Genomic DNA, 13,995 nt, shown 5'->3' with positions numbered 1-13,995 from the left:
ATTCCTTATCGCCGCTCAGCGGGAAGTCTGGCGGCTTTGTTAACGTCATACCACCAGGTATCAAAGCCCAGGGAGTAGACAGGGCGCACGGCAGGCACGGAGAACTTATCCCAGCGCGCAAGGCGATCTTCGCCCATATACCACATCGGCAGCATGTAGTAGTTCCAGGTTAAGACCCTGTCGAGGGCGCGCCCGAGCGGCAGGAGCTTTTCTTTATCCCCCTGCGCCGCCACGATTTTCGCAATGAGCGCATCAATCGCCGGGCTTTTAACCCCCGGCGCGTTGTACGAGGAGTCGATGTAGCTGGAGGCCCAGGAGATTTGCAGGTCCGAGCTGGGCCACGGCTGGGCGGGCCACAGGCGCTGCATCATGTCGTAATCACGGCTGCGCATGCGGCTGGTGATCTGCGCGTTATCCACCTGGCGAATGTTCATGGTCACGCCCAGCCGCTCAAGATTGTGCTTAAACGGCAGCACCCACTGATCGTTGCCTCCGGACGAGAGCAGCAGCTCAAAGCTGAGCGGCTTACCCGTTTTGGCATCCACACGCTTTTGATTTTTCAGGTGCCAGCCCGCGTCATCCAGCAGCTTGCTGGCCTTCAGCAGGTTGTCACGGTCGTAGCCGTCACCCTTTGATGCGGGCGGCTGAAACACGGTGGTGAACACCTGCGGCGGAACCTCCGCTTTTAGCGGCGCCAGCAGGACCAGCTCGTCGGCTTTCGGGTAATCGCGCGCGGCGTACTCGGTATTCTGAAAATAGCTGTTAGCGCGGCTGTAGGCACCGTAAAACAGCGCTTTGTTCATCCACTCAAAATCAAAGGCCAGGGAGATGGCTTCCCGCACCCGGCGGTCATTAAATACCGGACGCTGAATATTAAACGCCAGCCAGCGGGTGTCCTGGGCAGACTCATTTTTGTGCTCGTCTTTGACGATATAGCCTTTTGCGAAATTTTTGCCGATATAGCGGGTCGCCCAGTTTTTGGCGCTGCTCTCGACGCGCAAATCGAAGGCCCCGGCTTTGAACGCTTCAAACGCCACGTTATCGTCGAGGTAGTAATCATAGCGAAGGGTGTCGAAGTTCCAGCGTCCGCGGTTTACCGGTAGATTGGCCGCCCAGTAGTCTTTGACGCGGGAATAGACGACATATTGCCCCATGCGCCAGTCGGTAATGCGGTAAGGGCCGCCAGCCAGTGGGGGAGTCGAAAGGGGATCGCTTAGCTTATGATTTTTCCAGAACGATTCAGGCATTATCGGCAGCGAGAACAGGCTCAGCATGTTCTCTTTGTTGGGGTCACTCAGCTCGATGCGCACGGTGAGCGGCGCAATGGCTCTGACGGACGCGCCCTTATATACGATGCGGAACTGGGGCACGCCTTCGGTCATAAATTTATGGAAGGTGAACGCGACGTCGCTGGCCTTCACCGGCGTGCCATCGTGAAAACGTGCCCGCGGGTTAAGCGAGATTTCCGCCCAGGCGAAGTTATCGGCGTAACGCACGTTCTCGGCAATCAGCGGATAGTAGCTGCCGGGTTCATCGTCAGACGTGACAAAGAGCGTATCGTAAAGCGATTCCGTCCGCGCCGCCGCCACGCCGCGCAGGGCGAAGCGGTTGAAGTTGTCGAAGGTTCCCGTGGCGGAAAGCGTCACCTTACCGCCCTTCGGCGCGGCAGGGTTGACGTAATCGAAGTGCGTAAAATTGACCGCGTATTTCGGCTCGCCAATCACCGCGAAGGCGATATTTTCTTTGATGGCTTGCGCCTGGCTGGACAGGCTGGTGAATGCCAACATCAGCAACATAAAGCGCATAAGCATCTCGCGGCGGCTCCCTCTTTTACAGACCGGCTCGGTTAAGCTGAATAATAAGTGACGTCGCGGACAATGTGAAATTAATCGCCCTCGGGCGAAATATCAGGACGCCATTCGCGGAACTGCGCCAGCGGCATCGGACGGCTAATCCAGTATCCCTGCAGGAAGTTAACGTCGTGTTCGCGCAGCCAGGCCGCCTGTTCCGGCGTCTCCACCCCTTCGGCGACGGTCGACATATTCAGTCGTCTTGCCAGCGTCAGAACGGCATCCAGCACCGGCGACGTCACGGTCTCAGTACCGATCGCATTCACAAAACCACGGTCGATTTTGAGGTAGTCCATGGTGAAATGCTCAAGATAAATTAGCGCGCTGTGGCCGGTACCAAAATCATCAATGGCGATTTCAAACCCTTCGTTATGCAGCCATTCGAAGAGGCTGTTGGCTTCCCGATGATTCAGCATGTCACGTTCGGTAATTTCCAGCACGATCTGGAAATAATCCGGCGGCAGTAGCGCTTTGAAGGTGCGCATATCGTCCTTGAAGCTTTCCGCATGCAGATGCCCCGGCGCAATGTTGATGCCCACCTTTGCGCCCGGAGGTAACAGCGTTTGTAATACGGGAGCATCGTGAATGATAAGGTCAAAGAGATGCAGCGTCAGCGGCACGATCAGCTTCTGCGCTTCGGCAAAATTGATAAACGCGTCAGGCGGAATTTCCCCCATTGTCGGGTGCTTCCAGCGCATCAGCACTTCAAGCCCGGTCATTTTGAGCGATTTGGCATCAACGACGGGCTGATAGACCACGTAAAACTGGCCGCGCTTGATGGCGCTTAAAATCTCTTTACCCGGGTTGAGCCGAATGCTGAGGATGTAGTAGTTGAGCGAACCGGCACAAATGCCGCAGACCAGCCCGAAGAACACGGCGTAGAGAATTTCATCGCTGGTCCATGCGTCCGCATACAGGTTGATGGTCAGGGGGATGCCTTTCAGCGTCGCGGCCCGGACCGGGATTTCATGCAGATCGCTCGCGTTAACCAGCGTGCTGGACCGCGTTGACAGCGCATGATCGCCAATGATGATGGCTATACCGGTGAATTCGTCCTGGCGCGCGGTGTAGAGCAGGTAAGGCGTCAGATTGATATTCACCGAGGTGAACACGCCACCGTCCTTCACTAAGGGGTTACGGTACCAGATGGCAATGGCAGGCTTATTGGGCAACATAGGGGTGCCTGGAAGCAATGCCATATCAATCTGCTTATCGATATGCAGCTCGGGTATCAGCTCCTCCATCGGGAAATTCATCGGGCCTGTGGCGGAAGAACAGAACGCCATTTTGTCTCTGACCAGCAGGAACGCGCGAACGTTAATGCTAAAGGCCGCGCGCGAGGTGAGTTCCTGATTGACGTCGTGACAGCTGTTTAACGTAAGCGGCTGGAGGGTGTCGACAGCGTTTTTTAACTCATCGAAATAGCTCTCCATATAGATGCTCACATCGCGGATCAGGGTGTCGAATTTGACTTCCCGCTTGTGGTAGCTCCAGAAAAATTGCAATGAACCCAGGAGCAGGGCGGCGATCAGGCCTGTGATAATGCTGAGGATTAATATCTTGCGATTGCTGGAGAAGTAGCGGGTGAACATAGACGTCGTGATTCCTGAAATGCCGCTGGATGTATTCAGTGTAATGGGCAAAAAAAAACACTGCCGAAGCAGTGCTTTTTTTCATCATATCGTCAGCCAAGGGATAACCAACGATACAATAGTCATATTAACTGCGGGTCAGTACGCGGCGTGCTTCGTTGTAGCGCTTCTTCCAGTACGGTTCATTCATGCTGGAAATGGTCACACCGCTGCTGGTGGAGGCATGTACGAACTGGTCGTTACCAATGTAGATGCCAACATGTCGACCTGTAGAACCGGCACGGAACAGGACTAAATCACCGGTGCGCAGTTTGGTACGTGAAATCGACTTGCCCATCTCCTGCTGTTCATAGGTTGAACGCGGAAGATCTAACCCAAATTGCTCACGGAACGTACGCTGTACAAAACCGGAACAATCAATACCTGTTTTTGTGCTGCCGCCAAGACGATAGCGCACGCCTTTCCAGTCAGCATACTGGTCCATAATGCGGGACTTCACGTCCAGATTACGTACCATATTTTCAAATTCATCCTGAGAGGCTTGCAGTGACGAGGAATCTTCCATTCCCACAACACGCGTCTCAGGATGCATATTCTTTGCGGTGTTCGATGTACTACATGCAGATAACAGTACCGCGACTGCTATCGCCGGGATCCCCCGTAAGATATATCTCAGAAACGGTTGAGATTTGACCATTTTGTTTATTATCCCTTGAAGTCCTTAACGACAAATATCGTTATAAAAATGCCAAACGTGACGAGACTAATTATCTGTTCACATTGAGACAATTCTTTCTGGTCACATTTGTGGCATAGCGCACAAAATTATTCACCATCGAAATAATTATCCCTATGGGGCAAAACGAGTTCGAGATTAACCGATTGCCAGGGGTATTGCGAGTAAAAAAAGCCTTTTTTTTATAAGAAAATGTGATACAGAAAGTAAAAATCCGTAATTGCTTAAAATGCGGTCAGATCCGAGGCTTTATCGCGCAATTGCTTCATTTTTATCATGAATGTGATGACAAGAATATGACACTGGGAAAAGATCGTGGCGGGAAGGCTATCAGGGATCATGTCGATCCCTGATAGCTCACGTTAATTTAGGTTAGTTATTTGTTCAATTATTGTTGCGTTTTACCGGGAAGGTAACGATCGAACAGCGCTATTATCCTGTCGCTCAGTGGGGTCATCAAACACCACGGCAGCGCAATCAGCGCAACGGAGAGCGAACCGACGGCAATATCGGTGAACCAGTGAGCGCCAATCATTACGCGCGGGAAGGCAAAAACCACAAAAATAATCAGGGCTATGGCAAACGCTTTTCTGCCGAAATAGCGAAGCATAATTGCGGAAAAAATAAGCAGCATCATGCCGTGATCGCCGGGGAAACTGTCCTTCGACGCATCTTTTGTTGGAATATGCAGCAGTTCACTCACGCGATAAATATCGGTGAAAAATAGCGTTGGGCTGGAGCGCTTAACCGGAATAATCGCGGTGGCCAGCTGGTTAATGACGACGGCAAATAGCAGCATCACCAGACCGATAATCAGAATACGCCGGCGCCCGGCTTTGTCCTCTTTCAGCCAGAAAGAGAGCATCAGGCAGCCCATCGCCAGCAGCGAGAAGCCGTCGAAGGCGCGGTTGTTGGTAATTGCTACCAGCCACAGGAACGCGTTGCTCTTCACCAGCTCCTGGTTGAAGAAGTGGAAAATGGCAGAATCCAGCGGGAACCAGAAACCATGATCCGCCGGGATATACCAGGAGAAGAAAAGCGCCAGACCGGCGACATTAAGCAGTAATATCAGGGGAAATCGAGTTGTCATAACGTTCTGTATAGTGTGAAAACAGGGGCAACGTTAGCCGCCTGAACTTAAACGAATCCTCAACAGGCTGGACTGGAGGGCATTCCAGTCGGCGTTAACCGCACTAATTAACTCTATACGGCTGTCAGGCGGCGCCACATTTTGCGTTTCAATAAAGAAATCGTCGCCCTGACGGTTGATTCGCACCAGCCCGTCTGGCGTGCGCATGATCCCTTTCACGCGATCGACGGGCGCAAGTCGGGCCCACTCGAGGATCCCGATGGTGTCGAAAACGGTTTCAGCATCAAAAATCCACCCGCAGGCCTGATATCCCTGACCGCTGTTCAGGTTACGGCGCCAGCGCTGGTGCTCCGGCAGACTCAGGGCTGCCAGGCCCTGCTTAACCGGGTGACTGTGCGCATGCTCCGCGCTGGCGGGCAACGCGGTGAGGTTCAGACGTGGAAGGTCAAGCAGGGCGCTATCAATATTCCCCTGGGTGGCCTGCACCCGCGTGCGATTGCCGCCGAAATGCTGCCACCACGACTCCAGCGCGGCCTGGCTTTCAGCCGTGGCGCGATCGGCTTTATTCGCGACTATAACGTCAGCCGAGGCGAGCTGATCGCGGAAGTTCTCATTGGCCAGCGACTTGTCATCCAGAAGCTGACGCGGATCGAGCAGGCACAGGGTGGCGCGCAGATCGATCCACGGCTCGTAAACCGGGGCGGTCAGTAGATCGAGGATCTGCTTCGGGTGACCCAGCCCGGTGGGTTCAATCAGCAGGCGGTCAGGTTTGCCCTGACGCAGCAGGGTATTGAGCCCGACCTGCATCGGCAGGCCATTGACGCAGCACATGCACCCGCCGGGGATCTCTTTAATCATTGCGCCGCTGGATGACAGCAGCGCGCCGTCAATGCCCACTTCGCCAAATTCATTGACCAGCACGGCCCATTTCTCGGCCGGATCTTTATTTGCCAGCAGGTGGAGAATTGAGGTGGTTTTACCGCTGCCGAGAAAACCGGTGATGAGGTTGGTTTTGGTCACGTGCGCTCCGGATGAGAATGGTGATGCTATAACACTATTCTCTATCCTGGCGAAAAACGTGCCCTGTGAGAAGGGGAAGGGCGAACGGAGGCCTCATCCGTTCGCATTAAGCGCAATAATCGTTAAAGATTTAACGTTTCGATAACAGCCTGACGCGCGCCGTGGCGGGTAATGCGCTCATAGGCCTGGCTGACAGCCTCCACAAAAACGCGATTATGCGCAAGATCGTGACCAAAGACCTCGCTCAGCCCCAGCAGCGCGTGGACGCGGTTGGCGTCGCTGCTGGCATTGACGATGGCGCGGATTTTATCGCTAAGTGGATCGCGTACGTCAATCGCGTTTCCACGTTCGTCGGTACCGCTGACGTAGCGTATCCAGCCGGCCACGCCCAGGGCCAGCAGCGACCACGGCGTATTTCGCTCAAGATGAACGCGGATCCCGTCCAGCATTCTTTGGGGCAGCTTCTGGCTACCGTCCATCGCGATTTGCCAGGTCCGATGCTGGAGGGCCGGGTTGGCAAAGCGTTCGATCAGGCTATCGGCGTATGCCGTGAGGTCGACATCCTTGACGCGCAACGTGGGGGCCTGCTCGTCCAGCATCAGCCGACGGGCTGCTTCACGGAACGCCGCGTCCTCCATGCATTCATTTATATGGGCGTAGCCCGCGAGGTACCCCAGATACGCCAGGAAAGAGTGGCTGCCGTTGAGCATGCGTAATTTCATCTGCTCCCACGGCAGCACATCCTGCACCATCTGGACACCCGCGACTTCCCACTCGGGACGCCCGGCGACAAAATTATCTTCTACGACCCACTGAATGAACGGCTCGCAGCTGATGGCGCACGGATCTTCCACGCCGAGCGCGTCGGTGATTTCCGCCAGCGAGGCCTCCGTTGCGGCGGGCACAATCCTGTCGACCATCGTCCCCGGGAAACTCACGTGGCTATCAATCCATTCAGATAACCCTGCGGAACGTTTTTGCGCCATGCCCAGCACCGCGTTTTTCACCACGTGCCCGTTGTCAGGGATATTGTCGCAGGACAGCACGGTAAACGCAGGCAAGCCGCGCTCGCGGCGGCGGTGGAGGGCTTCGACCAGGATCCCTGGGGCCGAATGTGGCTCGGAGGGGTTTTCAAGGTCGTGGACGATCCGGGGGTTATTCAGATCGAGTTTTCCGGTCGCGGGATCGATGCAATAGCCTTTTTCCGTGATGGTGAGCGAGACAATCGCGACCTGAGGCTCACAAAATTTCTCAATAATAGCGGGCAGGGAGTCCAGCTTTGCATTCAGGCATTCATGGACGGCACCGACGATAATGGCCTCATTTCCTTCAGCCCCTTTTTCCAGCACGGTGAACAGATGATCCTGCGCGCGCAGCTGGCTCATCAGCACATCGCCGCTGAAAAGGCTAATCTCACAAATCCCCCAGTCGCCGCCTTTTTCATTCAGCACCCGATTTGTTAACAATGCCTGGTGCGCACGGTGAAACGCGCCAAAGCCAAAGTGGACGATGCGGGAGCGTAATGACTGGCGATCGTAGCGCGGTTGCTGAACCCGGGCAGGAAGGGCGGTGGAGGCAATTGTCTTCATGAGATACACACCTGATTAACCATTAATTAACAATGCTAGTGTAAAGTTATATGACAGCAAATAAAATTGGTAAGCCGTAAATATCCCCGTTATGTGAGTTTGATCAATCAATGTGTGGCGGTGTATTGACCCTTTACGGCAAACATGTATGGTAGTCGTCATTGCAGTAGCACATATTGGTATAACAACTTAAGAGGGTGAGGCAATGGAACAAACCTGGCGTTGGTACGGGCCGAACGATCCGGTTTCTCTTGATGATGTGCGTCAGGCTGGCGCAACGGGTGTCGTCACGGCGCTGCATCATATTCCAAACGGTCAGGTCTGGCCGGTAGAGGAAATACAGACGCGTCAGGCGCTGCTGGCGGAGAAGGGATTAACCTGGTCTGTGGTAGAAAGCATTCCGGTTCATGAAGATATCAAAACCCATTCAGGGGAGTACCAGACCTGGATTGCTAACTACCAGCAGAGCATCCGTAACCTTGCGGCCTGCGGCATTGATACGGTCTGCTATAACTTCATGCCTATCCTCGACTGGACGCGAACCGACCTTGAATATCAGATGCCGGACGGCTCGAAAGCGCTGCGTTTCGATCAGATTGCCTTTGCGGCATTCGAGCTGCACATTCTGAAACGCCCTGGCGCCGAAGCGGATTACACCGCGGAAGAGCAGCAGCAGGCGCGCGCGTGGTTTAACGCTGCCAGTGACGCGGACATCGAAAAGCTGACCCGTAATATTATTGCGGGCCTGCCCGGGGCTGAAGAAGGGTATACGCTGGATCAGTTCCGCGCGCGCCTGGCGGAATACGGCGATATTGATAAGCAGCAACTGCGTGAAAACATGGCGTATTTCCTGCGCGCTATCGTGCCGGTTGCGGAAGAGGTAGGGGTTCGCCTGGCCGTGCATCCGGACGATCCACCACGTCCTATCCTCGGCCTGCCGCGTATCGTGTCTACGATTGAAGATATGCAGTGGCTGAAAGAGACGGTAAACAGCATCTATAACGGCTTTACCATGTGTACCGGCTCCTACGGCGTGCGTGCGGATAACGACCTTGTGCGGATGATTGAAACCTTCGGCGATCGTATCCACTTCACGCATCTGCGCGCGACCTGCCGCGAAGAGAATCCAAAAACCTTCCACGAGGCGGCGCACCTGGGCGGCGATGTGAATATGGTGGCGGTGGTAGACGCCATTCTGGCGGAAGAGGCGCGTCGTAAGCAGGCGGGCGATGTGCGTCCTATCCCGTTCCGTCCGGATCACGGTCACCAGATGCTGGACGATCTGCGTAAGAAAACCAACCCGGGCTATTCGGCGATTGGCCGTCTTAAAGGCATGGCGGAAGTGCGCGGCGTTGAGCTGGCGCTGAAAATGACGAAGTATCCGGAACTTCTGTAACCGGAGTTGCCGGGTGGCGGCTTCGCCTTACCCGGCCTACAAAAACACAAAAACCGGCTTCAGGGCCGGTTTTTTTCGTGGGTCGGGTAAGCATAGCGCCACCCGACAAACGCCGCAATCAGTCAGCGCGACCCATATAGCGTTTTTCTTCGATATGGATGCGGATCTTCTCGCCAGCAGAGAGGTATTCCGGTACCTGCACAACCAGGCCGGTCGTCAGGGTAGCCGGTTTGTTGCGGGCACTGGCGGATGCGCCTTTGATGCCAGGCGCCGTTTCAACGATTTCCAGATCGACGGTCTGAGGCAGTTCCAGCGCCAGCAGTACGCCGTCCCAGGTCAGAACCTGCATGTCAGGCATGCCGCCTTCAGGGATAAACAGCAGCTCTTCTTCAATCTGATCTTTGGTGAAGATGTACGGGGTGTAATCTTCTTTATCCATGAACACGTATTCGTTGCCGTCGATGTAGGAGAAATCAACATAGCGACGGGTCAGGGTCACGGTATCGACGATATCGTCACCTTTAAAGCGCTCTTCCACTTTCAGGCCGGTACGCACATCGGCGAAACGCATTTTGTACAGCGTTGCTGCACCACGGGCGCTCGGGGCCTGAATGTCGATATCTTTCACAATCAGCAGTTTGCCGTTGTAATTCAGCACCATACCTTTCTTAATTTCGTTCGCTCTTGGCATTGCAGTAATCCTGTTTACGGGAGGTAAAAAATATCGCGCCAAATTACTCGCGCGCGGCCTTTCAGGCAAGAGGAATTCGTGGCTTTTGCTATCAATACGCAAAAGGTGTTACTGTGCGCGCGATGCCCGACTCGCGGGCGATCGTCAGCGAAAGAGAGCATTTATGGATTGCCGTCCCGATTGTGGCGCGTGCTGTACTGCACCGTCCATTTCAAGCCCCATTCCAGGAATGCCCGAGGGCAAGCCTGCCAATACCCGCTGCGTTCAGCTCTCGGAAACCAACCTGTGCATGATCTTTGGCTCACCGTTGCGCCCGAAAGTCTGCTCCGGGCTTCAGCCCGCTGCCGAAATGTGCGGCAGCACGCGAGAGCAGGCGATGACGTACCTTCTTGAACTTGAAACGCTCACCGCGCCTTAAACGTCTTTAATTCTCGCCAGGCAGCCCATCGTCAGCGTACACATCACCAGCGCAATCCAGAACACCGTGTGATAGTTCCAGATTTCGGCCACGACACCGGCCATTGAGCCCGCGATAATCCAGCCCACGCGGGTGGTATTAGTATAAAGGGTGGTGGCTGAGCCTGCCTGACCCGGCATCAGATCCTGGAAATAGAGCATGCCTATCCCGGCGAGAATGCCAATATAGATGGCGTTCAGCAGCTGTAACGCCAGCAACAGCCCAGGCGTATGTACCGTCAGCATACCGATATAAAACAGCAGACCGGCGACAGCGGCGATGCGCATTAAAAACCGCTTTCCGAAGCGCTTAGCGTAATAGCCCGCGATGAGCATCGTCGGGATCTCAAGCCCGGCCGCGGTGCCCATCATGATGCCCGCCAGCTTCTCCGACAGGTGCAGTTCATCAATAATAAACAGCGGCATATTGATGATATACAGGCTGTTGGTGCCCCACATCAGCGTGCAGATAACAAACAGGAGCAGGGCATCGCGGCGGTTACGGCGCGGCGCTTCCAGCACGCCCGTTGCCACTTTCGGCTCTTTGCGCATGGACGGCAGGAAGAACCACACCAGCGCGCCGCACGCCACAAACGCAACGGCCGCACTCAGGTACATCACCGTAAAACCAAAACCCATCGCCAGCGCGTAGGCCAGCGGCGGACCAATCACCCATGCCAGCGATACCTGCGCACGCAGGACAGAGCTGAACATCACCGCTTCACGTCCGGTATGGTCGGCGTGTTCGCGGGCAAGGGCGAACAGCTGAGGGTTCGCCGTTGAGCCAAAGCTGCTCAGAAATACCCCGACGAAGAGCAGAATGAAATAGTTGCGGTTCCAGGCAAACAGAACGCAGGCCATGACCCCCAGCAGACAGCAGAAAACAATCAGGCTTTTACGATCGCCTTTTCTGTCGGATCGCCCCGCCAGAAACTGACTGACCAGGATGCCGATGATGGCGCTTCCGGTAAAAAAGAAGCCTACCATCGCCGGACGGACGTGAACCTCATTTGTGAGGAATAAGCTCAATGTCGGCGTCTGTAACGCACCGGCAATGCCCGTGAAGAAGGCAACAACCAGGAATGCCGCAGAGGTCAAATCAAAGGGCTTCGGCGAGACCGCCGCAGGGGTGTTATGCATGTTTTATAATTAGCGAGTAGCAGAGAGGGGCGGAGTTTACGCCGTCAGCTAAAAAATAAACAGTGGGTGCGGTCAATGATGCCACGAAAAATCAAAATGGCATTTCAACTTACACTTCACCGGGCTGACCTTAGCTGAAACTGTCTTGCTGAACTTCAGCAAAATTCAGCTGAAGGAAGAAGAAATGTGCTGTATCTCTAAATTCTGAGATCGGAAATACGAGTTTACTTGCAAGACATTGCAGAAAGCGCAAGACTTTTTGAAACGTTTCAGCGCTATCTTGTTTTAACAAACGGAGCAGGCTAGCGCATTTTTTCTCATTAAAGCTGAAACGATTCAAGTTCAGCAGGAGTGGAGAACCATGTTCCAGTTATCTGTTCAGGATATCCACCCGGGCGCTCAGGCCGGGGATAAAGAAGAGGCTATTCGCCAGGTTGCCGCTGCGCTTGTGCAGGCGGGTAACGTCGCGGACGGCTATGTCAACGGCATGCTGGCGCGCGAGCAGCAGACCTCAACCTTCCTCGGCAATGGCATTGCCATTCCGCACGGCACAACCGATACCCGCGATCAGGTGTTGAAAACCGGCGTTAAGGTTTATCAATTCCCGCAGGGCGTGCTCTGGGGCGACGGTCAGGTGGCCTATGTGGCTATCGGTATCGCGGCCAGCAGCGACGAACACCTAGGCTTGCTGCGTCAGCTGACGCATGTCCTGAGCGATGACGATGTGGCTGAACAGCTTAAGTCCGCCACCACAGCTGAAGAGCTGCGTGCGTTGCTGATGGGCGAAAAACAGAGCGAAGCGCTGAAACTGGATAATGAAACGCTGACGCTGGATGTGGTTGCCTCCGATCTGGTGACGCTGCAGGCGCTGAACGCGGGCCGTCTGAAAGAAGCCGGCGCGGCGGATGCCACGTTTGTGACGCGCGTGATTAACGATAAGCCGTTGAATCTGGGTCAGGGTATCTGGCTGAACGACAGTGCTGAAGGCAACCTGCGCAGCGCTATCGCCGTGAGCCGCGCGGCCAATGCGTTTGACGTAGAAGGCGAGCCTGCAGCCATGCTGGTGACCGTGGCGATGAACGATGAACAGCCGGTTTCCGTGCTGAAGCGTCTGGGCGAACTGCTGCTGAACAACAAAGCTGAAAAACTGCTGAACGCTGATGCCTCCACCGTGCTGGCACTGCTGACCAGTGATGATGCGCCGACTGAAGACGTGCAGACCGCTGAGTTCGTGGTACGTAACGAGCACGGCCTGCATGCCCGTCCGGGCACCATGCTGGTGAATACCATTAAACAATTCGAGAGTGAGATCACCGTGGCGAATCTTGATGGCACGGGCAAACCGGCCAACGGCCGTAGTCTGATGAAAGTTGTCGCGCTGGGCGTGAAGAAAGGGCACCGTCTGCGTTTCACCGCGCAGGGTGCGGATGCTGAACAGGCGCTGAAAGCGATTGGCGATGCCATCGCGGCGGGTCTGGGGGAGGGCGCATAATGAGCAGACGTGTTGCGACTATTACGCTGAACCCGGCTTATGACCTGGTAGGATTTTGCCCGGAAATTGAGCGCGGCGAAGTCAACCTCGTGCGTACCACTGGCCTGCATGCTGCGGGTAAAGGGATTAACGTCGCGAAAGTGCTCAAGGATCTCGGTATCGACGTCACCGTAGGTGGATTCCTCGGTAAAGATAACCAGGATGGTTTCCAGCAGCTGTTCAGCGAGCTGGGCATTGCCAACCGTTTTCAGGTTGTTCAGGGCCGTACCCGTATCAACGTTAAGCTGACGGAGAAAGACGGTGAAGTGACTGACCTGAACTTCTCTGGCTTCGAAGTGACGCCGTCAGACTGGGAGCGTTTTGTGAACGATTCTCTGACCTGGCTCGGTCAGTTTGACATGGTCTGCGTCAGCGGCAGCCTGCCGTCCGGCGTGAGCCCGGAAGCGTTTACCGACTGGATGACGCGCCTGCGCAGCCAGTGCCCGTGCATCATTTTTGACAGCAGCCGCGATGCGCTGGTTGCGGGCCTGAAAGCCTCGCCGTGGCTGGTGAAGCCGAATCGCCGCGAGCTGGAGATCTGGGCGGGTCGTAAGCTGCCAGAATTAAAAGATGTGATTGACGCTGCCCATGCGCTGCGCGAGCAGGGTATCGCTCACGTAGTGATCTCGCTTGGTGCAGAAGGCGCGTTGTGGGTTAACGCGTCTGGCGAATGGATCGCCAAACCGCCGTCAATGGAAGTTGTGAGTACCGTTGGCGCAGGGGATTCCATGGTTGGCGGCCTGATTTATGGTCTGCTGATGCGTGAATCCAGTGAACATACTTTACGTCTTGCCACTGCCGTTGCTGCCCTGGCCGTCAGCCAGAGCAATGTCGGTATTACCGATCGTACCCAGTTAGCCGCGATGATGGCGCGCGTTGACTTAAAACCTTTTAACTAACAGCA

The 13,995-nt window shown here is 55.1% G+C and carries 12 protein-coding genes; 4 read left to right on the top strand and 8 right to left on the bottom strand.

What is annotated here, in order from left to right:
• Positions 1–5: 5 nt before the first annotated feature.
• The 6 genes from AC0TN7_RS00765 to AC0TN7_RS00740 all read right to left on the bottom strand — a co-directional run bounded on the left by AC0TN7_RS00765 (position 6) and on the right by AC0TN7_RS00740 (position 7,877).
• The gene (locus AC0TN7_RS00765; protein WP_463727108.1) at positions 6–1,811 is read right to left on the bottom strand and encodes an extracellular solute-binding protein; all 1,806 of its coding nucleotides are present in this window, start codon (positions 1,809–1,811) and stop codon (positions 6–8) included.
• Between the two features lie 74 nt (positions 1,812–1,885).
• Positions 1,886–3,442, bottom strand: a complete 1,557-nt coding sequence (locus AC0TN7_RS00760; protein WP_473701761.1) for a cyclic di-GMP phosphodiesterase — start codon at positions 3,440–3,442, stop codon at positions 1,886–1,888.
• A 127-nt stretch (positions 3,443–3,569) separates the two neighbouring features.
• Positions 3,570–4,139 carry a bifunctional murein DD-endopeptidase/murein LD-carboxypeptidase gene (gene mepS, locus AC0TN7_RS00755; RefSeq protein WP_008500946.1) on the bottom strand — a complete coding sequence of 190 codons (570 nt, stop codon included), beginning with the start codon at positions 4,137–4,139 and terminating at the stop codon, positions 3,570–3,572.
• Positions 4,140–4,566: 427 nt separating this feature from the next.
• A complete protein-coding gene (locus AC0TN7_RS00750) occupies positions 4,567–5,268 on the bottom strand; it encodes a phosphatase PAP2 family protein (protein WP_032645294.1) in 702 nt (233 codons plus the stop codon).
• A gap of 33 nt (positions 5,269–5,301) precedes the next feature.
• Positions 5,302–6,288, bottom strand: a complete 987-nt coding sequence (locus tag AC0TN7_RS00745; protein ID WP_024908179.1) for a CobW family GTP-binding protein — start codon at positions 6,286–6,288, stop codon at positions 5,302–5,304.
• A 122-nt stretch (positions 6,289–6,410) separates the two neighbouring features.
• A complete protein-coding gene (locus AC0TN7_RS00740; RefSeq protein WP_473701760.1) occupies positions 6,411–7,877 on the bottom strand; it encodes a mannitol dehydrogenase family protein in 1,467 nt (488 codons plus the stop codon).
• Between the two features lie 205 nt (positions 7,878–8,082).
• On the opposite strand from AC0TN7_RS00740, the gene uxuA reads away from it, so the two are divergent.
• Positions 8,083–9,273 (top strand): mannonate dehydratase, encoded by a 1,191-nt coding sequence (uxuA, locus tag AC0TN7_RS00735; protein WP_048991705.1) that lies wholly within the window; start codon positions 8,083–8,085, stop codon positions 9,271–9,273.
• Between the two features lie 118 nt (positions 9,274–9,391).
• Here the strand turns inward: uxuA and yeiP are convergent, their stop codons facing one another.
• On the bottom strand, positions 9,392–9,964 hold the full coding sequence (gene yeiP, locus AC0TN7_RS00730) for an elongation factor P-like protein YeiP (RefSeq protein ID WP_008500940.1): 573 nt from the start codon (positions 9,962–9,964) through the stop codon (positions 9,392–9,394).
• A gap of 163 nt (positions 9,965–10,127) precedes the next feature.
• Between yeiP and AC0TN7_RS00725 the strand changes: the two genes are divergently transcribed.
• Positions 10,128–10,382, top strand: coding sequence for a YkgJ family cysteine cluster protein (locus AC0TN7_RS00725; protein WP_032645293.1), 255 nt, complete (start codon positions 10,128–10,130; stop codon positions 10,380–10,382).
• Here the strand turns inward: AC0TN7_RS00725 and setB are convergent.
• Positions 10,379–11,560 (bottom strand): sugar efflux transporter SetB, encoded by a 1,182-nt coding sequence (gene setB, locus AC0TN7_RS00720; RefSeq protein ID WP_157189479.1) that lies wholly within the window; start codon positions 11,558–11,560, stop codon positions 10,379–10,381. The genes AC0TN7_RS00725 and setB overlap by 4 nt on opposite strands.
• A 361-nt stretch (positions 11,561–11,921) precedes the next feature.
• On the opposite strand from setB, the gene fruB reads away from it, so the two are divergent.
• Both fruB and fruK read left to right on the top strand, forming a co-directional pair.
• On the top strand, positions 11,922–13,052 hold the full coding sequence (gene fruB, locus AC0TN7_RS00715) for a fused PTS fructose transporter subunit IIA/HPr protein (protein WP_208763092.1): 1,131 nt from the start codon (positions 11,922–11,924) through the stop codon (positions 13,050–13,052).
• On the top strand, positions 13,052–13,990 hold the full coding sequence (gene fruK, locus AC0TN7_RS00710) for a 1-phosphofructokinase (protein WP_008500936.1): 939 nt from the start codon (positions 13,052–13,054) through the stop codon (positions 13,988–13,990). Before fruB ends, fruK begins: the two co-directional genes overlap by 1 nt.
• Positions 13,991–13,995 lie beyond the last annotated feature (5 nt).

The organism is Enterobacter sp. PL_is511 (assembly GCF_055816065.1).
This window is presented reverse-complemented; position numbering and strand designations above follow the sequence as displayed.